This window comes from Pseudomonas sp. LB3P31, from assembly GCF_054897945.1.
Map to the genome: position 1 here is coordinate 4845001 of NZ_CM142710.1, position 21409 is coordinate 4866409.

At 57.6% G+C, this 21409-nt stretch carries 15 protein-coding genes, 2 tRNA genes and 3 rRNA genes (1 of these 20 cut by a window edge); 15 read left to right on the forward strand and 5 right to left on the reverse strand.

What is annotated here, in order from left to right; all coding sequences use genetic code 11:
* From ACYZTK_RS22100 to ACYZTK_RS22140, 9 genes are all read left to right on the forward strand, one after another.
* A 16S ribosomal RNA gene (locus ACYZTK_RS22100) occupies positions 1-319 on the forward strand; it begins 1218 nt to the left of the window's first position.
* A gap of 84 nt (positions 320-403) precedes the next feature.
* Positions 404-480, forward strand: a tRNA-Ile gene (locus tag ACYZTK_RS22105).
* 30 nt (positions 481-510) lie between these two features.
* Positions 511-586 (forward strand) — tRNA-Ala (locus tag ACYZTK_RS22110).
* 249 nt (positions 587-835) lie between these two features.
* Positions 836-3727: ribosomal RNA gene (locus tag ACYZTK_RS22115) — 23S ribosomal RNA — on the forward strand.
* Positions 3728-3883: 156 nt separating this feature from the next.
* Positions 3884-3999 (forward strand): 5S ribosomal RNA (gene rrf, locus ACYZTK_RS22120).
* Together the 16S, 23S and 5S rRNA genes with 2 tRNA genes alongside form the textbook arrangement of a ribosomal RNA operon.
* A gap of 184 nt (positions 4000-4183) precedes the next feature.
* A complete protein-coding gene (locus ACYZTK_RS22125; protein ID WP_462011772.1) occupies positions 4184-5788 on the forward strand; it encodes a response regulator in 1605 nt (534 codons plus the stop codon).
* On the forward strand, positions 5785-6477 hold the full coding sequence (locus ACYZTK_RS22130; protein ID WP_462011773.1) for a sensor histidine kinase: 693 nt from the start codon (positions 5785-5787) through the stop codon (positions 6475-6477). Before ACYZTK_RS22125 ends, ACYZTK_RS22130 begins: the two co-directional genes overlap by 4 nt.
* A gap of 199 nt (positions 6478-6676) precedes the next feature.
* Positions 6677-7918: a glutamine synthetase family protein gene (locus ACYZTK_RS22135; protein WP_462014950.1), complete on the forward strand. Its 1242-nt coding sequence runs from the start codon at positions 6677-6679 to the stop codon at positions 7916-7918.
* A 70-nt stretch (positions 7919-7988) separates the two neighbouring features.
* Positions 7989-9374: an MFS transporter gene (locus ACYZTK_RS22140; protein ID WP_462011774.1), complete on the forward strand. Its 1386-nt coding sequence runs from the start codon at positions 7989-7991 to the stop codon at positions 9372-9374.
* Between the two features lie 64 nt (positions 9375-9438).
* Here ACYZTK_RS22140 and ACYZTK_RS22145 read toward each other — a convergent pair whose 3' ends face one another.
* The 4 genes from ACYZTK_RS22145 to flgA form a co-directional block, all read right to left on the reverse strand.
* Positions 9439-10185, reverse strand: a complete 747-nt coding sequence (locus ACYZTK_RS22145) for a flagellar brake protein (RefSeq protein WP_462011775.1) — start codon at positions 10183-10185, stop codon at positions 9439-9441.
* Positions 10186-10276: 91 nt separating this feature from the next.
* Positions 10277-10744, reverse strand: coding sequence for a flagella synthesis protein FlgN (locus ACYZTK_RS22150; protein ID WP_462011776.1), 468 nt, complete (start codon positions 10742-10744; stop codon positions 10277-10279).
* 48 nt (positions 10745-10792) lie between these two features.
* Complete coding sequence (flgM, locus tag ACYZTK_RS22155; RefSeq protein ID WP_462011777.1) at positions 10793-11119, reverse strand: flagellar biosynthesis anti-sigma factor FlgM; 327 nt, start codon at positions 11117-11119, stop codon at positions 10793-10795.
* Between the two features lie 176 nt (positions 11120-11295).
* A complete protein-coding gene (flgA, locus tag ACYZTK_RS22160; protein ID WP_462011778.1) occupies positions 11296-12057 on the reverse strand; it encodes a flagellar basal body P-ring formation chaperone FlgA in 762 nt (253 codons plus the stop codon).
* An 83-nt stretch (positions 12058-12140) separates the two neighbouring features.
* On the opposite strand from flgA, the gene ACYZTK_RS22165 reads away from it, so the two are divergent.
* The 6 genes from ACYZTK_RS22165 to flgE all read left to right on the forward strand — a co-directional run bounded on the left by ACYZTK_RS22165 (position 12141) and on the right by flgE (position 18046).
* Positions 12141-13073, forward strand: a complete 933-nt coding sequence (locus tag ACYZTK_RS22165; protein ID WP_462011779.1) for a chemotaxis protein CheV — start codon at positions 12141-12143, stop codon at positions 13071-13073.
* A gap of 48 nt (positions 13074-13121) precedes the next feature.
* Positions 13122-13949, forward strand: coding sequence for a protein-glutamate O-methyltransferase CheR (gene cheR / locus ACYZTK_RS22170; protein ID WP_462011780.1), 828 nt, complete (start codon positions 13122-13124; stop codon positions 13947-13949).
* A gap of 1147 nt (positions 13950-15096) precedes the next feature.
* Complete coding sequence (flgB, locus tag ACYZTK_RS22175) at positions 15097-15504, forward strand: flagellar basal body rod protein FlgB (protein WP_462011781.1); 408 nt, start codon at positions 15097-15099, stop codon at positions 15502-15504.
* Positions 15505-15507: 3 nt separating this feature from the next.
* Positions 15508-15951, forward strand: coding sequence for a flagellar basal body rod protein FlgC (gene flgC, locus ACYZTK_RS22180; RefSeq protein WP_462011782.1), 444 nt, complete (start codon positions 15508-15510; stop codon positions 15949-15951).
* A gap of 15 nt (positions 15952-15966) precedes the next feature.
* Positions 15967-16692 (forward strand): flagellar hook assembly protein FlgD, encoded by a 726-nt coding sequence (flgD, locus tag ACYZTK_RS22185; RefSeq protein WP_462011783.1) that lies wholly within the window; start codon positions 15967-15969, stop codon positions 16690-16692.
* Positions 16693-16723: 31 nt separating this feature from the next.
* Positions 16724-18046: a flagellar hook protein FlgE gene (gene flgE, locus ACYZTK_RS22190; protein WP_462011784.1), complete on the forward strand. Its 1323-nt coding sequence runs from the start codon at positions 16724-16726 to the stop codon at positions 18044-18046.
* Between the two features lie 249 nt (positions 18047-18295).
* Here flgE and ACYZTK_RS22195 read toward each other — a convergent pair whose 3' ends face one another.
* Positions 18296-21190, reverse strand: coding sequence for a ribonucleoside-diphosphate reductase subunit alpha (locus ACYZTK_RS22195; RefSeq protein WP_462011785.1), 2895 nt, complete (start codon positions 21188-21190; stop codon positions 18296-18298).
* Between the last annotated feature and the right edge of the window lie 219 nt (positions 21191-21409).

Sequence of the window (21409 nt, forward strand, 5' to 3'; positions counted from 1 at the left end):
TACACACGTGCTACAATGGTCGGTACAGAGGGTTGCCAAGCCGCGAGGTGGAGCTAATCCCAGAAAACCGATCGTAGTCCGGATCGCAGTCTGCAACTCGACTGCGTGAAGTCGGAATCGCTAGTAATCGCGAATCAGAATGTCGCGGTGAATACGTTCCCGGGCCTTGTACACACCGCCCGTCACACCATGGGAGTGGGTTGCACCAGAAGTAGCTAGTCTAACCTTCGGGAGGACGGTTACCACGGTGTGATTCATGACTGGGGTGAAGTCGTAACAAGGTAGCCGTAGGGGAACCTGCGGCTGGATCACCTCCTTAATCGACGACATCAGCTGCTCCATAAGTTCCCACACGAATTGCTTGATTCATTGAAGAAGACGATTTTAGAAGCAGCCCGAAATTGGGTCTGTAGCTCAGTTGGTTAGAGCGCACCCCTGATAAGGGTGAGGTCGGCAGTTCGAATCTGCCCAGACCCACCAATTTTGTGTGGGAAACGCCTGTAGAAATACGGGGCCATAGCTCAGCTGGGAGAGCGCCTGCCTTGCACGCAGGAGGTCAACGGTTCGATCCCGTTTGGCTCCACCACTACTGCTTCTGATTGTATAAAGCTTAGAAATGAGCATTCCATCGTTGAGATGGTGAATGTTGATTTCTAGTCTTTGACTAGTTCGTTCTTTAAAAATTTGGGTATGTGATAGAAAGATAGACTGAACGTTACTTTCACTGGTAACGGATCAGGCTAAGGTAAAATTTGTGAGTTACTCAGTTTTGAGTATTATCGAATTTTCGGCGAATGTCGTCTTCACAGTATAACCAGATTGCTTGGGGTTATATGGTCAAGTGAAGAAGCGCATACGGTGGATGCCTTGGCAGTCAGAGGCGATGAAAGACGTGGTAGCCTGCGAAAAGCTTCGGGGAGTCGGCAAACAGACTTTGATCCGGAGATGTCTGAATGGGGGAACCCACCTAACATAAGTTAGGTATCTTAAGCTGAATACATAGGCTTAAGAAGCGAACCAGGGGAACTGAAACATCTAAGTACCCTGAGGAAAAGAAATCAACCGAGATTCCCTTAGTAGTGGCGAGCGAACGGGGACTAGCCCTTAAGTGGCTTTGAGATTAGCGGAACGCTCTGGAAAGTGCGGCCATAGTGGGTGATAGCCCTGTACGCGAAAATCTCTTAGTCATGAAATCGAGTAGGACGGAGCACGAGAAACTTTGTCTGAATATGGGGGGACCATCCTCCAAGGCTAAATACTACTGACTGACCGATAGTGAACTAGTACCGTGAGGGAAAGGCGAAAAGAACCCCGGAGAGGGGAGTGAAATAGATCCTGAAACCGTATGCGTACAAGCAGTGGGAGCCCACTTTGTTGGGTGACTGCGTACCTTTTGTATAATGGGTCAGCGACTTATTTTCAGTGGCGAGCTTAACCGAATAGGGGAGGCGTAGCGAAAGCGAGTCTTAATAGGGCGTCTAGTCGCTGGGAATAGACCCGAAACCGGGCGATCTATCCATGGGCAGGTTGAAGGTTGGGTAACACTAACTGGAGGACCGAACCGACTACCGTTGAAAAGTTAGCGGATGACCTGTGGATCGGAGTGAAAGGCTAATCAAGCTCGGAGATAGCTGGTTCTCCTCGAAAGCTATTTAGGTAGCGCCTCATGTATCACTGTAGGGGGTAGAGCACTGTTTCGGCTAGGGGGTCATCCCGACTTACCAAACCGATGCAAACTCCGAATACCTACAAGTGCCGAGCATGGGAGACACACGGCGGGTGCTAACGTCCGTCGTGAAAAGGGAAACAACCCAGACCGTCAGCTAAGGTCCCAAAGTTATGGTTAAGTGGGAAACGATGTGGGAAGGCTTAGACAGCTAGGAGGTTGGCTTAGAAGCAGCCACCCTTTAAAGAAAGCGTAATAGCTCACTAGTCGAGTCGGCCTGCGCGGAAGATGTAACGGGGCTCAAACCATACACCGAAGCTACGGGTATCACTTAGGTGATGCGGTAGAGGAGCGTTCTGTAAGCCTGTGAAGGTGAGTTGAGAAGCTTGCTGGAGGTATCAGAAGTGCGAATGCTGACATGAGTAACGACAATGGGTGTGAAAAACACCCACGCCGAAAGACCAAGGTTTCCTGCGCAACGTTAATCGACGCAGGGTTAGTCGGTCCCTAAGGCGAGGCTGAAAAGCGTAGTCGATGGAAAACAGGTTAATATTCCTGTACTTCTGGTTATTGCGATGGAGGGACGGAGAAGGCTAGGCCAGCTTGGCGTTGGTTGTCCAAGTTTAAGGTGGTAGGCTGGACTCTTAGGTAAATCCGGGAGTCTAAGGCCGAGAGCTGATGACGAGTGTTCTTTTAGAACACGAAGTGGTTGATGCCATGCTTCCAAGAAAAGCTTCTAAGCTTCAGGTAACCAGGAACCGTACCCCAAACCGACACAGGTGGTTGGGTAGAGAATACCAAGGCGCTTGAGAGAACTCGGGTGAAGGAACTAGGCAAAATGGCACCGTAACTTCGGGAGAAGGTGCGCCGGTGAGGGTGAAGGACTTGCTCCGTAAGCTCATGCCGGTCGAAGATACCAGGCCGCTGCGACTGTTTATTAAAAACACAGCACTCTGCAAACACGAAAGTGGACGTATAGGGTGTGACGCCTGCCCGGTGCCGGAAGGTTAATTGATGGGGTTAGCTAACGCGAAGCTCTTGATCGAAGCCCCGGTAAACGGCGGCCGTAACTATAACGGTCCTAAGGTAGCGAAATTCCTTGTCGGGTAAGTTCCGACCTGCACGAATGGCGTAACGATGGCGGCGCTGTCTCCACCCGAGACTCAGTGAAATTGAAATCGCTGTGAAGATGCAGTGTATCCGCGGCTAGACGGAAAGACCCCGTGAACCTTTACTATAGCTTTGCACTGGACTTTGAATTTGCTTGTGTAGGATAGGTGGGAGGCTTTGAAGCGTGGACGCCAGTTCGCGTGGAGCCAACCTTGAAATACCACCCTGGCAACTTTGAGGTTCTAACTCAGGTCCGTTATCCGGATCGAGGACAGTGTATGGTGGGTAGTTTGACTGGGGCGGTCTCCTCCTAAAGAGTAACGGAGGAGTACGAAGGTGCGCTCAGACCGGTCGGAAATCGGTCGTAGAGTATAAAGGCAAAAGCGCGCTTGACTGCGAGACAGACACGTCGAGCAGGTACGAAAGTAGGTCTTAGTGATCCGGTGGTTCTGTATGGAAGGGCCATCGCTCAACGGATAAAAGGTACTCCGGGGATAACAGGCTGATACCGCCCAAGAGTTCATATCGACGGCGGTGTTTGGCACCTCGATGTCGGCTCATCACATCCTGGGGCTGAAGCCGGTCCCAAGGGTATGGCTGTTCGCCATTTAAAGTGGTACGCGAGCTGGGTTTAGAACGTCGTGAGACAGTTCGGTCCCTATCTGCCGTGGACGTTTGAGATTTGAGAGGGGCTGCTCCTAGTACGAGAGGACCGGAGTGGACGAACCTCTGGTGTTCCGGTTGTCACGCCAGTGGCATTGCCGGGTAGCTATGTTCGGAATAGATAACCGCTGAAAGCATCTAAGCGGGAAACTAGCCTCAAGATGAGATCTCACTGGGACCTTGAGTCCCCTGAAGGGCCGTCGAAGACTACGACGTTGATAGGTTGGGTGTGTAAGCGCTGTGAGGCGTTGAGCTAACCAATACTAATTGCCCGTGAGGCTTGACCATATAACACCCAAGCAATTTGCTTCTCGAAAGAGCATCAGATTGCGGTGTGTGAAGACGCAATGAACCGAAAGTTCGATGCTCACTAAACACCGACAGCTATCACATACCCACTTTGCTGAAGCGCGGCCAGCTGGCCACGATTCGGTACCCGAATTTCTTGACGACCATAGAGCATTGGAACCACCTGATCCCATCCCGAACTCAGCAGTGAAACGATGCATCGCCGATGGTAGTGTGGGGTTTCCCCATGTGAGAGTAGGTCATCGTCAAGATTAAATTCCGAAACCCCTATCTGCGTATGCAGGTAGGGGTTTTGTTTTTGTCTGCAGGAAAGTTCAGCGACACCCCCCTCATATAATCCGCACACTTATGTATCGCACCTCTCAAGGGAATGTCACCTCTGGCCGATAACCCGAACGGCCTATGTCATTTTCTCAAACTGCCTGGAAGTCCTCGATGCTGTCGTATCACCAAAAACGGTTCCTGATCGTCGATGATTTCTCGGACTTCCGCAGTTCCGTCAGGTCCATGCTCAAGGAGTTGGGGGTCAAGGATGTGGACACCGCAGACACCGGTGAGCAAGCGCTGCGCATGTGTTCGCAGAAGTCCTACGACTTTATCCTGCAGGACTTCCACCTCGGTGACGGCAAGAAGAACGGTCAACAGGTGCTCGAAGACCTGATGGTGGAAAAGCTCATCAGCCATGAAAGCGTGTTCGTCATGGTCACCGCTGAAACCAGCCAGGCCATGGTACTGAGCGCGCTGGAACACGAGCCCGACGCTTACCTGACCAAACCCTTCAATCGTGCCGGCCTCGCCCAGCGTCTGGAGCGCCTGGTGCAACGCAAGACCTTGCTCAAGCCGATCCTCCAGGCGCTTGACCGGGGCAAACCGATGGAAGTACTCAACGCCTGCATTGCGTTGTGCAAGCAGGACATCCGCTATTCGCCGCTGTGCTTGCGCTATCGCGCCGATGCGCTGCGCGACCTCAATCAGAACGAGGCGCTGGAGCGACTCTACGACGGCATCATTGCCGACCGCCCGTTACCCTGGGCCTTCGCCGGTCTGGGCAAGTTGTTGTTCAAGCGCGGGCAAACCACCCAGGCCAAGGGCATCTACGAAAAAGCCCTGAAAGTGTTTCCGATGATGCCGGCCCTGTATGACGGTATGGCCGATGTGCTGGTGGCCGAAGGGGACATCAAGGGTGCCCAGCGGGTCCTGGAAGACGCCATCCGCCTGTCGCCGCTGGCAGTGCGCCGGCAAGCGCAGCTGGGCAAGCTGGCGATGGCCAACGAGGATTTCGAAACCGCCTCCAAGGCCTATCGGCAAGCAGTGGCGCAAGGCGCTCAGTCGCGTTTCAAGGATGCTGAAAGCAACCTCGGCCTGGCGCATGCCTTGATCAGCAAAGGCAGCGAGAAGGGGCTGGATACGCGCACCCGCCTGGAGATCAATACCACTCTGAGTGCGGTAGCGAAGGACAATCCGGCAGATCCTGGGCTGCAGATTCGCGCGCGGCTGATGAAGGCCACCAGCCTGTTGATCAACGATGCCGAAACCGCCGAGAAGCTCACCGAACAAGCGATGCAGCGCCTGGACGGCATGGAGCAGTTCATGAGCGCCGAGGCGGCGCTGGTGGTGGCCAAGCAACTGCAAATGCTCGGCCAGCCCGACGCGGGTGCTTCGATGCTGAAGAACTGCGCGGAAATCTACGGCGATGATCCTACCGTGATGAAGGGTATCGCGAAGTTGACCGATGACCCGACCATCCTCAACTCGGGCAACCTGGCCGCAGACCTCAACCGCCAGGGCGTGCGCGTATACAAGACCGGCAACCTGGTGGAGGCCCGGGCAGTGTTCCGCAAAGCCTTGGGGCTGCAACCGAAGAACATCAGTATCGCCCTGAACATGGCGCAGTCTTTACTGCATGGCACCGACACCAGTGCGCCCTCGGCCGAACTCGTCGAGTGCCAGACCTGCCTGAAAATGGTCGGCCTGATGCCCGACACCGATCCGCGCTTCCCGCGCTACCAGAAACTGAAAATCAAGGCGTTCGGCGCATGAACCACAACGAACCGGCACTGGACTTTTCCACGGTGATTGCTTCCACCGTGCACGACATGAAAAATTCCCTAGCCATGCTGATGCAGGCCCACAGCCAATGGCTGAGTCGCTTGCCTGATCCGGCGCGGCACACGCCGGAGCACGGCGTGATTGAATTCGAATTCGGCCATCTCAACGGCATGCTGGTGCAGTTGCTCGGGCTTTACAAACTGGGCATCAACCAGATGCCGCTGCAGCCGGCATACCACGAGCTGGACGACTTCATCGAGGCGCAGCTTGCCTGTCATCAGGATGTGTTCGCCAGTCGCGGGATCATGGCGACCTTTGAAGTAGATCCATTAAGCCCCCTGGGATTCTTCGACCGGGAACTGATCGCCTCGGTGCTGGCCAACAGTATCAACAATGCCATCCGATATGCGCGCCAGGCGGTGTTGATCAGCGTCAGCGATGCCGCCGGCCAACTGGTGATCACGGTCAATGACGATGGTGAAGGTTACTCGCCCGAGATGATCCAGCGTCAGGACGACTACGTCCAAGGCATCAACCACAGCACTGGCAGCACCGGACTGGGCCTGTATTTCGCCGGCAGGATTGCCGCGTTGCATCAGCGTAATGGCCAGGGCGGTCGTACCGAGATCAGTAACGGCGGTCCATTGGGCGGCGGCTTGTTCAGTCTTTACTTGCCTTGAAATTATTTTTGCCTGGCGCTGCTTGATATTCCGAACACGCGGAGCCTATTTTGTACGGGTCGCCGCTCGCGGCTCGCACAATAACAAGGATTGCGTCATGACAACCGATGGCCAGCGCTCACTCGCACAGCGACTGACGGGCATTGATGAGATCGAATGTGTCACGCCGGATTTGAACGGCGTACCCCGTGGCAAGGTAATGACCGCTGAGGGCTTCCTCGAAGGTCGTCGCCTGCAACTGGCGCGGGGGGTGATGCTGCAATGCATCATGGGCGGTTACCCGCCAGCACGCTTCTACGGCAGTGACGATGGCGACCTGGCGCTGGTTCCTGACCCCGCTCAGATCCATCGCCTGCCATGGAGCAAGCATCCGCGAGCGCTGGCCATCTGTGATGCCGACGAACTCAGCGGCGAAAGCTCGAACCTGTCCACCCGTGGGCAGCTCAAGGCAGTAATAGCCCGGTTTGCCGCGCTCGGCCTGGCACCGGTGGTGGCCACCGAGCTGGAATTTTTCGTGTTCGCGCCTAACGCCGACCCGAGCCAGCCGTTTCAGCCCCCGGTCGGCCTGGATGGTCGTCGTGAAGATGGACAGTCCGCGTTCAGCATCAGCTCCAATAACGGCTTGCGTCCCTTCTTCAGCGAAGTCTACGAATGCATGGCCGCCCTGGGCCTGCCGCGCGATACCTTCATGCACGAGATGGGTGTCAGCCAGTTCGAGATCAACCTGTTGCATGGCGATCCATTGCTGCTGGCCGACCAGACCTTCCTGTTCAAGCACATGCTTAAGGAAGTGGCGCTCAAACACGGCCTGACCGTGGTGTGCATGGCCAAACCGTTGGCGCACACGCCCGGCAGTTCCATGCACATCCATCAAAGCATCGTCGAGATCGGCAGCGGGAAAAATGTCTTCAGTGACGAGGCGGGCGAGCCGACTGCCATGTTCCGCCATTTCATTGCCGGGCAGCAGGCCGCCCTGGCGGACTTCACCGCCTTGTTCGCGCCGAACGTGAATTCCTATCAGCGCTTGTGCCATCCGTTCGCTTCGCCCAACAATGCCTGCTGGTCCCACGACAATCGCTCGGCTGGCCTGCGCATTCCCGCCAGTCCACCAGTCGCCCGTCGGGTCGAGAATCGCTTGCCGGGTGCAGATGCCAACCCTTATCTGGCGATCGCTGCCAGCCTCGCTTCCGGACTGTATGGCATGCAGAAACGCCTGGAGCCGAGCGAGCCGATTCAGGGTGAGTTCGAGGTGCCGGATAATCTTTCGTTGCCCTGTACCTTGCATGCCGCTCTCGAACGTCTGAAACGTAGTCACTTGGCGAAGGAACTGTTTGGCAAGGAGTTCATCGAAGGCTACGTCGCTTCGAAGACCCTGGAGTTGACCAGCTTCCTTGACGAAATTACCCCCTGGGAGCGTCGTGTATTGGCCGCCCAGGCCTGACGAATCAGCGCCACCGGGCTATCTTTTCGGATAGCCCGACACTTACTGCAAGGAGCCGCTCGGAACGCCGATGCGCCAAATTTGGAAATCCTTTCGAGCGCTGTATTTCGCCTCGCTGATGATGTTGATCGGCTCGGGCTTGTTGAGTACGTATCTGGGCCTGCGCCTGGCCGCCGACAATGTCGACAGCCTGTGGGTGGGTGCCTTGATGGCCGCCAACTATTTCGGCCTGGTGCTGGGGGGCAAGATTGGTCACCGGCTGATTGCCCGTGTCGGGCATATCAGGGCCTATGCAACCTGTGCCGGGATCGTCGGCGCGGCCGTGCTGGGTCATGGATTGATTGACTGGCTCCCCGCCTGGCTGTTCCTGCGGGTGATCGTCGGCCTTGGCATGATGTGCCAGTACATGGTCATCGAAAGCTGGCTCAACGAACAGGCCGAAGCCAAGCAGCGCGGCCTGGTGTTCAGCGGCTACATGATCGCTTCATACCTGGGGCTGGTGTTGGGTCAGTTGATTCTGGTCATGCACCCGGCGCTGGGTTTGGAGTTGCTGATGCTGGTTGCCCTGTGTTTCGCCCTGTGCCTGGTGCCAGTGGCCCTGACCCGGCGGATTCACCCGGCACCCCTGCACCCGGCGCCCATGGAACCGCGGTTCTTTATCAAGCGGGTGCCGCAGTCATTGAGCACGGTGCTGGGCGCGGGCCTGATCGTCGGCTCGTTCTACGGTCTGGCGCCGCTGTATGCCTCGCAGCAAGGGCTGTCCACCGAACAGGTCGGCCTGTTCATGGGTAGCTGCATTTTTGCCGGGCTGCTGGTGCAGTGGCCGCTGGGCTGGCTGTCCGACCGCTACGATCGGGCCTTATTGATTCGTTGCTTTGCTTTCACCCTGGCAGTGGCAGCGCTGCCGCTGGCAATTCTCAAACAGGTGCCGCTGGAAGTGTTGTTCATCGCCGGGTTCTTCTGTTCCCTGGTGCAGTTCTGCCTGTATCCCTTGGCCGTGGCGTTCTCCAATGACCACGTCGAAGGTGATCGCCGGGTCTCCCTGACCGCGATGCTGTTGGTGACTTACGGCGTCGGCGCCAGTATCGGACCGCTGGTGGCCGGGGTCTTGATGAAGCTGTTCGGCAGCCAGATGCTGTATGCGTTCTTCAGCTTCTTTGCACTGGTGCTGGTGTGGCGGATTCGGCCGAAAGCCGTTACCAACCTCCATCAGGTGGACGATGCACCGCTGCATCACGTGGCGATGCCGGACAGCATGTCCAGTTCGCCCCTGGTGGCAGCTCTCGACCCGCGGGTTGACGAGCAAGTGGTTCAGGACCAGATGCAGAATCCGGTCACACCAGAGCCTGAGCCCGAACCAGAGCTGGAGCCGGAATCCAAACCGGAAACCGACGATCCATCACCCGATGATCCGGATGAGGGGCGTGAGCAGAGTTTTACCGAGGCGCGTCCTTAATCTCCAGGCATAAAAAAACGGGCAGTCACCGCAAGGGACTGCCCGTTTTTTTTGCCGTCTGCTGTCAGAGGTCGTCTTTGTCGAAACGACGGGCTTCACGCTGCAACTGATAGACAAATCGCTCGACCTGACGCTGCACCAGGCCGCTCATGTTGTGGAAGCGCACGCCGGCGAAGGTGGTGGAGATCTTCTCTTCGAAATGCAGGTAGCGCAGTTCAACCGGGGCAGTCATTTTGCCAAACGGCAGGGCAGCGGCGAAGCGATCGTAGACCTGGCCCAACTGCAGGCTGCCGGTAATGTCGCCGTCGAAGCGCAATTTGCAGCCAGTCGCGGAAATATCCAGCAACTTGCCTTTGAGCGGCGCCTTGAGTCTTTCTCCATCCAGATCGACGTCGACCAGTTGCGCCAGTTTCAGCGCGGCACGGAAGGCGTTGCGGCGCTGGTGGTACACCACTTCATCGGGCAGCGGGCCCTGATAGCAGCGAGTGCCACCGGACTCGTCGATGGTCAGCGCGCCATTGCTTTCCCAGGCAATTCGCACGCCGTCGTGAAAACCTTCGACCTTGAAGGGTTCGCCGGCCAACAGGAAGCGTTCTCCGTCACGCGGGATCATTTCGTCCAGGGCGATCGTGCCGCTGTCACGGTCGATGCCCACCAGATAACTCTGGAAACGCTGCGTGCGCTCATGGAACGTGATGATCAGCGGGTCATGGCTGTCTTGCAGCTGACGCAGGGTGCCGGAGATCTCAAGGGGTGTGGTGAGCACCTTGGGTGGCTGCGGAGTATCTTCCGCGCTTGAGGCATTGAACACGGTTCATCAATCTCCAGACAAAATTTGACAGCGGCTAGCTAGCATTCTGCCAGCATGTTTCTCGTCTTGATAGTACGGGGTCGCGCCAGGTTCACGCCTGACTGAGCGGGCCACGTTTGGCCAGGCTGGAGGTTGATCCGCGCGCGTCATACAGCGCAGGCGTGTCGCCACCGTGCAGGATTTTCAACTGGGTAGCCGTGGCGCTCTGTTGCATCATGATGGACTGGCCATTGGTGGCGTTGATGGCCTGGCACTGGGCCAGGAGATCAGTCAGAACGTCGCTTTGCGACAACAGTCGATCGCCGTTGCTCGATTGGCTGGCGAGTTGTTCCAGACCCTGGCGATTGAGCGGCAGGTTGAGGCTGGCGAGGATTTCGCTGCGCTTGCGGCCATGCTGTTCCAGCAGAATGATCAGAGCCTGCTTGCGCGCCAGAATGTCTTCGAGCAGTCGCATGTCGCGACCATGCAAGGCGAGGGACTCGGTTTGCAGTAACTCGAGCAAATCTTGCGCTGGGGCAAAGTCGTCGATGATCAGTTGCAGTAAATGGGTATCGTGCATGACTGGCCTTGGGTTTTAAGCGTCCAAAAGCCTGGCGCAGACCGGGGCCTAGCGCTGGGCTTCGAAGTTGAGCAGTTTGCTGGCTACGCGGTTGCTGTCGACTTTATAGCTGCCATCGGCAATCGCTGCTTTCAACTCGGCCACGCGGGCTTTGTCGACTTCAGGCTGATCGCGCAGCTTGTCAGTGACCTTCTGCAACTGCTGGGCCTCATTGCTGAGATGTACCGATTCCCCGCTTTTAACGGTAGTGGCCTCTGGGGCCGGGGTATTCAGCGGCGCGGCCTTGGCATTTTCAGCCGCTTCCTTGGTGGCGCTGGTACGTGTACTGCCCGTAAGTGACGGAGAGCTGTTTAATCGGTTGAAATCGATGACCATGATAAAAAACCTCTGGGTATTTGGACGCTTGCCATGTTTTCGGCCATACCCAAGATAACTTTAGGCCCATTTATCAATGAGCTTGCGCGCGTCAGCACTTGCCCTGCCAAGCTTAGTTTAGGGAACAGTCGAAGGCCGCGCCATCTCTTCGGCGACTGTCTTCATTGACTGGCGTCCTACATGGCCACTTCCACCTGGCCAGGCGCGATCACTTGCGCCTTGATGACTCGCTGGGAGTTGAGGTTTTTCACTCGAATCTGGTCGCGCAGACCACCATTGGACAGTGCCTCGCCGGGCATGCGCACGCTGAGTGTGCCGCTGCGGGCTGTGATCACGACCTGGTCGCCCTTGCTGATCACTTCTGCCTGTTCGATGTTCACCAAGGTAACAAGTTGATCGGCGACCATTGGTCGGGTCAGTTTCTGCCCGATCGCCTGGTCCACTGAAGTCAGGTAGCCCTGGCTGATCAGGCTGATGTCACGCTCACGCAAAATCACGTCTTCAGGCTCTATCACGCCCAAGCGGCGCAGGGGGCGGGTGGCGGTAACTACTTCGCGAAACAGTCGGACTTGGGCAGGCACGAACACCGTCCAAGGCGAGGCGCCTTCGCAACGAACCTTGACGGTGACCCGCCCCAGCGGCTTTGCCGGACTTTCCAGGGTGGCTGTCAATTCCCTGTCGCACATCGGCATGCGCAGGCGCGGATCGAGCTGGTTGACCTCGATCTCGTAGCGACCTTCGGTTTGACTGGTGGCCAGATAGTCTTCTACGGTGAATTCAAGAAAACCCTGGGTCACGCCGATAAGCATGTCAGGCAAGGTAACCGAGTCGGCAAGGGCAAGGCTGCCAGCGTTGAACAGGCAAGCGGCGGCCGTCGCGCACAGCAAAGTGCGCAAATGTGCGGTCAGGCGTCGGAAAAATGTCGGTTCTGTGTTCATAAGAGTTAAAAAGCAAGCGCCGTGCCGTTTAGCAATGAATGTGCGTCGCAACACACTTAAGCGTTGGTGTTAGGAGTCTGGGCATGGCTGGTGTAATGGATTCGGTAAACCAGCGCACGCAACTGGTAGGGCAGAATCGCCTGGAGCTGTTGTTGTTCCGTCTCGACGGACCTCAGCTCTACGGGATCAACGTATTCAAGGTTCGTGAGGTGCTGCAATGCCCCAAGCTGACCCTGATGCCCAAGTCCAATCCTGTCGTGTGCGGTGTGGCGAGTATTCGGGGGGCGACCATTCCGATCCTCGACCTGGCGATGGCGACCGGTTCAGGCCGGTTGCTGGACCAAAGCAATCCGTTTGTGATCATTACGGAATACAACACCAAGACCCAGGGTTTCCTGGTGCGCTCGGTGGAACGCATCGTCAACATGAACTGGGAAGAGATCCATCCGCCACCCAGGGGCACTGGCCGCGATCACTACCTGACGGCTGTGACCAGGGTCGACAATCAGTTGGTCGAAATCATCGACGTCGAGAAAGTCCTGGCGGAAGTGGCACCCACGCCGGAAGCGATTTCCGTGGGTGTGGTGGATGTCGAAACCCAGCACAAGGCATTGTCGCTGCGGGTGCTGACGGTCGATGACTCGTCGGTGGCGCGCAAGCAGGTCTCGCGTTGCCTGCAAACGGTTGGCGTCGAAGTGGTGGCGCTGAATGACGGTCGGCAGGCACTGGATTACCTGCGCAAGTTGGTCGATGAAGGGAAAAAGCCGGAAGAAGAGTTCCTGATGATGATTTCCGACATCGAGATGCCGGAAATGGACGGGTACACCTTGACCGCCGAAATCCGCAGCGACCCGCGCATGCAAAAGCTTCACATCATCCTGCATACTTCGTTGTCGGGAGTGTTCAATCAGGCGATGGTCAAGAAAGTCGGTGCCGATGACTTCCTGGCCAAGTTCCGTCCTGATGACCTGGCATCCCGGGTAGTCGACCGGATCAAAGCAGCAGACATCAGCTAGGGGCCCTTTGCCCCTGGCGGTACTAATACGAGTTAAGAGGCGGCATCTTTGTCTACGGGTAATTTGGATTTCGAACAGTTCCGGGTCTTCCTGGAAAAAGCCTGTGGCATTTTGCTCGGTGAAAACAAGCAATACCTGGTATCAAGCCGCCTCAACAAACTGATGGAGCAGCAAGGCATCAAGTCTTTGGGTGAGCTGGTCCAGCGCATCCAGACCCAGCCGCGCAGTGGTTTGCGCGAGATGGTGGTGGACGCCATGACGACTAACGAGACCTTGTGGTTTCGTGACACCTATCCCTTTGAAGTGTTGAAAAACAAGGTGCTGCCGGAAGCGATCAAGGCCGCTCCTGGCCAGCGCTTGCGGATCTGGTCGGCGGCCTGTTCGTCGGGGCAGGAACCGTACTCGCTGTCGATGTCCATCGATGAGTTCGAGCGGGTCAACCTGGGCCAGTTGAAGATGGGCGTGCAGATCATTGCCACCGACCTTTCCGGCACCATGCTGACCAACTGCAAGACCGGCGAGTACGACAGCCTGGCGATCGGCCGCGGCCTGTCGCCGGAGCGCCTGCAACGCTACTTCGACCCGAAAGGGCCGGGACGCTGGGCGATCAAGGCGCCGATCAAGAGCCGTGTGGAGTTCCGCTCGTTCAACCTGCTGGACAGCTACGCGGCCCTCGGCAAATTCGACATCGTGTTCTGCCGCAATGTGTTGATCTACTTTTCCGCCGAGGTGAAGAAAGACATTCTGTTGCGTATTCACAGTACGTTGAAGCCGGGTGGGTATTTGTTCCTGGGTGCTTCCGAGGCGCTGAATGGGTTGCCGGATCATTACCAGATGGTTCAGTGCAGTCCTGGGATTATTTATCAGGCGAAGTGATTGGTTGGGATGTTGAAAAAACGGGAGTCCTTTTGGGGGCTCCCGTTTTTTTTGGTGTGCATATCCATTCTCGTGGTCATGGCTTGCATTGGTTCCGCTTTTACAGCGGGTCACTTGGAGAAGCGCCAAGTAACCAAGCGCTTTTTGCCCCACCACTTGGCACCTCGCTAGGGCTCGGTGTGCCCTCACTCCGGCATCCTTGCCGGTTTACCCGCTCCGCAATACCTGCGTTCGGCCATCGTGGTTTATGGGGCGTCCGCGATCAACAACCAGGCCGAGGCGGCCTGAGAGCCGACCTGGCCGATAGTTCGGCCGTGCATCAGTGGCGAATGGCACACCCTCGTATGCAAGTACCCCTGTGGGAGCAAAGCTTGCTCGCGATGACCGATTACCATTCAACACTGATGCCGACAAGTATGACGCCATCGCGAGCAAGCTTTGCTCCCACAGGTGTCACCTCCAACAGGTGTCACCCCCCCACAGGTTCTCATTTCAAATTCAAGGAAGGTGCACAACCAAACAAGCGCAGCGCGCCGGCTTGATGCCTTGGTCGGCCCTAAGGCCGCCACGGCGAGGCTTTTGATTGCAGGCGCCCCATAAAACCACGCTGGCCGAACGCAGGTATTGCGTAGCGGGTAAACCGGCAAGGATGCCGGTTTAGCTGCGTTGGGCCATGGATGGCCCGTCGCAGCGACCCGCGGAGCAATGCCGGAGTGAGGGCACACCGAGCCTAGGCGAGGTGCCAAGTGGTGGGGCAAGAAGCGTTTGGTTACTTTGCGCTTTTCAAAGTGACCCGCCGTAAGGGCGGAACCAAAGGAAGCCGTGACCGCAGCAACGGATATGTACACAGCAAGATCAAAAGATCGCAGCCTCGTTTCACTCGACAGCTCCTACAGAAGAACCGCGTAACCCGCCGTAGGGCGAAACCAATTACAGCAGTTACCACACACACACACACGGCCCCAGGAAAACACCCTGACCACAAAGCGGCAGAAAAGCGGCAGCCAGCGGAAACCCATTGCCGCTTTTCTGTCGTTGCCCAAATGCCACCACCGCGCAAACCCCCGGTTTATGGGCTTTCATCGATTGGCACGGCGCTTGCTAAGTTCAACATACGAAAAATCAGGTCACCCGAAGGTTTCCCGACATGAGCATCAGCTTCGATAAAGCGCTCGGTATCCACGAACAGGCTTTGAACTTCCGCGCCCAGCGCGCCGAAGTCCTGGCCAACAACATCGCCAACGCCGACACCCCGAACTACAAGGCTCGGGACCTGGATTTTTCCAAAGTGCTCGCCGAGCAAAGCGAGAAAACCAAGGGTGGCGGGTTTGCGCTGAACATGACCAATAGCCGGCATATCGAGGCCCAGGGTCTGGGCAATGGCGACGAGGCGCTGTTGTACCGCACGCCGATGCAGCCATCGATCGACCAGAACACCGTGGACGCCCAGCTGGAGCAGTCGAACTACGCGGAAAACTCGGTCAACTTCCAGGCCAGTTTCACCCTGCTCAATAGCAAATTCAAAGGGCTGATTTCAGCCTTGCGTGGAGAGTAAGTCATGTCCCTGTCCAGTGTTTTCAACATTGCCGGTAGCGGCATGAGTGCCCAGACCACTCGCCTGAACACCGTCGCCAGTAACATCGCCAACGCCGAGACCGTTTCGTCGAGCATCGACCAGACCTACCGCGCACGGCATCCGGTGTTTGCCACCATGTTCCAGGGCGCGCAAACCGGTGGCAGCGATTCGTTGTTCCAGGACCAGGAAGCGGTCGGGCAGGGTGTGCAGGTGTTGGGCGTGGTCGAGGACCAGAGCAATCTTGAAGCGCGCTACGAGCCGAACCATCCAGCGGCCGACGCCAAGGGCTACGTCTACTACCCGAACGTCAACGTCGTGGAGGAAATGGCCGACATGATTTCCGCAAGCCGTTCGTTCCAGACCAACGCCGAAATGATGAACACTGCCAAAACCATGATGCAGAAGGTCCTGACGCTCGGTCAGTGATAAGGGGCGACTCAGATGAGTGTTACCGATACGACAAGCAGCTTGAGCCTCAACGACATCCTGGCCAACTCCTCAGTCAAGAACACCTCCACCACCAGTGATGGCCTGGCCTCGGCCACCGGCAGTGCTGCCGGCAAGAAGGCCCTGGGCAAGGACGCGTTCCTGCAATTGCTGGTAACCCAGCTGAAGAACCAGAACCCGCTGGAGCCCCAGGACAACGGCGAGTTCGTCGCCCAGCTGGCGCAGTTCAGCAGCCTGGAAGGCATCACCACGCTCAACGACACGGTCAGCGGCATTGCCGGCAACTATAACTCGTCCCAGGCCCTGCAGGCCTCGTCGCTGGTGGGCCGTTCGGTGATTGCACCGGGTAGCAAGGCCGTGGTCGATACCTCCAAGAGCATGACCGGCACGGTGGCCATTCCCGATTCGGTGCCGGCTGCCACGCTGAAGATTTCCGACAAGGACGGCAAGGTGGTGCGCACCATCGATATGGGCAGCCAGACCGCCGGCAATGCCAGCTTTATCTGGGACGGCAAGGACGACGCCGGCGCAACGGTCGAGTCGGGCACCTACACCTTCGCGGCGACGGCCACCATCGACAGCCAGGCGGTATCGCTGGTCACCAACCTGCCGGCCACCGTCAACAGCGTGACCATCAGCCAGACCGGTGGCGAGCTCATGCTCAACCTGGCCGGGCTGGGCAGCATCGCTCTGTCCAAAGTCCAAACCATTGGTATGTAAAGCCGACTAACCCGGCATAAAGGAGTAAAACATGTCTTTCAATATCGGCCTTAGCGGTCTCTTTGCAGCCAACAAACAACTGGACGTTACCGGCAACAACATCGCCAACGTCGCGACCACCGGGTTCAAGTCGTCCCGCGCAGAATTCGAGGATGTCTATTCGGCGAGCAAGCTGGGTACCGGCAGCAAGACTGTCGGCAGCGGCGTGCGCCTAGCCAACGTGTCCCAGCAATTCACCCAGGGTGACATCACCAACACCGGCAACGTGCTGGACTTGGGCATCAACGGGTCCGGGTTCTTCGTGCTGAACGACAGCGGTTCGCTGTCCTACACCCGCGCCGGTACGTTCACGTACGACAAGGAGGGCTACGTCACCAACTCCGGCGGCACAGCGCGTCTGCAGGGCTACGGTGTGGATGCCAATGGCAAGATCCAGAACGGTATGTTGACCGACCTGCGCATCGACACTTCCAACCTGGCGCCGAAAACCACCGACGCGGTGTCCTCGACGATCAATCTGAACTCCACGGACAAGGTGATCGACCAGACAATCGCCACCAACAAGTTCGATCCGAGCAAGACCGAAACCTACAGCAAGAAATTCAACACGCCGATCTACGACAGCCAGGGCAACCTGCACACCATGGAGCAATTCATGGTCAAGACAGGCCCTAACACCTGGGACAACTACACCCTGGTCGACGGCCGCAACATGGATGGCAGCCTGTCCACCCCTGTCCCATCGACCCTGAGTTTCGACTCCGCTGGCAAGCTGACCCAAATCAGCACACCGGTGACGCCACCGACCACGCCAGCGACCGCGACCATCAGCAACGACCTGAAGGTCACCAACTGGGTGCCAGGAACTGTGACCGATGGCGTGTGGAAGGCCAACGGTGCCGCAGCCAACCCGGATGGCATTACCATCGCCATGGGTGTCACCACGCAATACAACGCCGATACTGCACGGTCGATCCCGGTGCAGAACGGCTACGCGACCGGCCAGATCACCAACCTGACCATCGACGGCAGCGGCGTATTGCTTGCCAACTTCAGCAACTACCAGACCAAGCCAATTGGCCAGATCTCCCTGGCCAGCTTCACCAATGAGCAGGGCTTGCAGCCTGTCGGCGGTACCGCGTGGAAAGAGACGTACTCCTCGGGTATTCCCGGCTACGACTCGCCGGAAACCGGCAGCCTGGGGACCATTCGTTCCAACTCCCTGGAAGAGTCCAACGTCAACGTGACCAATGAACTGGTCGACCTGATCAAGGCGCAGAGCAACTATCAGGCGAACGCCAAGACCATCTCGACTCAAAGCACGCTGATGCAGACCATTATTCAGATGACTTGATGGTTGCAGTGGTGCACAAAAGCCCCTCTTATTAGAGGGGTTTTTTTATGGGGGGGGTTCAAGATCAGAAGATCGCAGCCTCGTTGCACTCGACAGCTCCTACAGTGGAATGCGGTTTTTGCACGGGCCGCGTAGGAGCTGTCGAGTGCAACGAGGCTGCGATCTTTTGAGGCAAAAGAAAACCCCCGACAATCCAGAGGATTGATCGGGGGTTTCGGGTAAGCGCCTTTCAGCGCTCACTGGCTCAGCTTACTGGCAAGCTTCGCAATCCGGCTCGTCGATGGCGCAAGCCTTCGGTACCGGAGCAGGACCTGCTGGAGCTGCCAGGACCGAATCTTCACCGTGGTTGCCGCCGCTGGAAACAGCGTTCAGCTTGCCGGTGTTGATGGTCGACTTCTCGGTGCTGGTCGCGGCCAGGGCACGGAGGTAGTAAGTGGTTTTCAGACCACGGTACCAGGCCATGCGGTAGGTCACGTCGAGCTTCTTGCCCGAAGCGCCAGCGATGTACAGGTTCAGCGACTGAGCCTGGTCGATCCACTTCTGACGACGGCTTGCCGCGTCAACAATCCACTTGGTGTCCACTTCGAAGGCAGTCGCGTAGAGCTCTTTGAGTTCTTGCGGGATGCGCTCGATTTGTTGCACCGAACCGTCGTAGTACTTCAGGTCGTTGATCATGACCGAGTCCCACAGGCCGCGGGCTTTCAGGTCACGTACCAGGTACGGGTTGATCACGGTGAATTCGCCCGACAGGTTCGATTTCACATAGAGGTTCTGGTAGGTCGGTTCGATCGACTGCGACACGCCGGTGATGTTGGCGATGGTTGCGGTCGGCGCGATGGCCATGATGTTGGAGTTACGAATGCCTTTCTGTACACGGGCGCGAACCGGTGCCCAGTCCAGGGATTCGTTCAGGTCAACGTCAATGTACTTCTGGCCACGTTGCTCGATCAGGATCTGTTGCGAGTCCAGCGGCAGGATGCCCTTGGACCACAGCGAACCCTGGAACGTCTCGTAGGCGCCGCGTTCGTCGGCCAGGTCGCAGGAAGCCTGGATCGCGTAGTAGCTGACCGCTTCCATGGACTTGTCGGCGAACTCGACGGCAGCGTCGGAACCGTAAGGAATGTGCTGCAGGTACAGCGCATCCTGGAAGCCCATGATGCCCAGGCCAACCGGACGGTGCTTGAAGTTGGAGTTCTTCGCTTGTGGCACCGAGTAGTAGTTGATGTCGATAACGTTATCGAGCATGCGCACGGCGGTGTTCACGGTGCGTTCCAGCTTGGCGGTGTCCAGCTTGCCGTTGACGATGTGGTTCGGCAGGTTGATCGAGCCCAGGTTGCAAACGGCGATCTCGTCCTTGTTGGTGTTCAAGGTGATCTCGGTGCACAGGTTCGAGCTGTGGACCACGCCAACGTGCTGCTGCGGGCTGCGCAGGTTGCACGGGTCTTTGAAGGTCAGCCATGGGTGGCCGGTTTCGAACAGCATGGACAGCATCTTGCGCCACAGGTCTTTGGCCTGGATGGTCTTGAACAGCTTGATCTTGCCCGGGTACTGGGACAATGCTTCGTAGTACTCGTAGCGTTCTTCGAAGGCCTTGCCGGTCAGGTCGTGCAGGTCCGGTACTTCGGACGGCGAGAACAGGGTCCACTGGCCGTCATCGAAGACGCGCTTCATGAACAGGTCCGGGATCCAGTTGGCAGTGTTCATGTCGTGGGTACGACGACGATCATCACCGGTGTTCTTGCGCAGTTCGATGAACTCTTCGATGTCCATGTGCCAGGTTTCCAGGTAGGCACAGACAGCGCCTTTGCGCTTGCCACCCTGGTTGACGGCTACAGCGGTGTCGTTCACCACTTTCAGGAACGGTACAACGCCCTGGGATTTGCCGTTGGTGCCCTTGATGTACGAACCCAAGGCACGCACCGGGGTCCAGTCGTTGCCCAGCCCGCCAGCGAATTTGGACAACATGGCGTTGTCGTGGATCGCGTGGTAGATGCCCGACAGGTCGTCCGGCACGGTGGTCAGGTAGCAGCTCGACAGCTGTGGACGCAGGGTGCCTGCGTTGAACAAGGTCGGGGTCGACGACATGTAGTCGAAGGACGACAGCAGGTTGTAGAACTCGATCGCACGGTCTTCTTTGTTCTTCTCTTCGATCGCCAGGCCCATGGCGACGCGCATGAAGAAGATCTGCGGCAGTTCGAAACGGATACCGTCCTTGTGGATGAAGTAACGGTCGTACAGGGTTTGCAGGCCCAGGTACGTGAACTGCTGGTCGCGCTCGTGGTTGATTGCCTTGCCGAGTTTTTCCAGGTCAAAGGTGGCCAGGACCGGGTTCAGCAATTCGAATTGGATACCCTTGGCGATGTAGGCAGGCAGGGCCTTGGCGTACAGGTCGACCATCTCGTGGTGAGTTGCGCTTTCGGCTACTTCGAGGAAGTTCAGGCCTTCGGCGCGCAGGGTGTCCATCAGCAGGCGGGCGGTGACGAACGAGTAGTTCGGCTCACGCTCGACCAGGGTACGGGCGGTCATCACCAGGGCGGTGTTGACGTCGGTCAGGGCCACGCCGTCGTACAGGTTCTTCAGGGTTTCGCGCTGGATCAGGTCGCCGTCGACTTCTTCCAGGCCTTCGCATGCTTCGGTGACGATGGTGTTCAGGCGACCCATGTCCAGCGGCGCGAAGGTGCCGTCAGCGCGGGTGATGCGAATTGACGGGTGAGCGTTGACCGCTTCCTCGGCCGGCGCGTGGGCAGCGCGTTCTTTCGAACGACCGTCACGGTAGATCACGTAGTCGCGAGCGACTTTCTGCTCGCCGGCACGCATCAGGGCCAGTTCGACCTGGTCCTGGATTTCTTCGATGTGGATGGTGCCGCCCGACGGCATGCGACGCTTGAAGGTCGCAGTGACCTGTTCGGTCAGGCGCGCAACGGTGTCGTGGATTCGCGACGAAGCGGCAGCGGTGCCGCCCTCAACTGCGAGAAACGCTTTGGTGATCGCCACGGTGATCTTGTCGTCGGTGTAAGGAACGACAGTGCCGTTACGCTTGATCACGCGCAGCTGGCCAGGCGCGGTGGCGGACAGATCCGAAGTCGAATCAGCGGCCTGCGGCAAGGAGCCCTGCGGGTTCTCGCGAGTTGTGTCGGTTTGCATTAGGGGTTGTCTCCACATTCTCTATGTTTGTTTGGGCACCATCACGGTGCCCACCGTTCTGTCCTGAAGCACTACAACCGGCAAGGAGCCGGGCATACCAACTTCGGACAGATCAGGAAGGGGCTATTGGGGCGCCGCTTCCATGCCGAAGTCTTCGGACCAGGCCTTGAGCCTGAAACCGCATTCCATTTGGGCGACAGTTGATGACTGCAACACCCG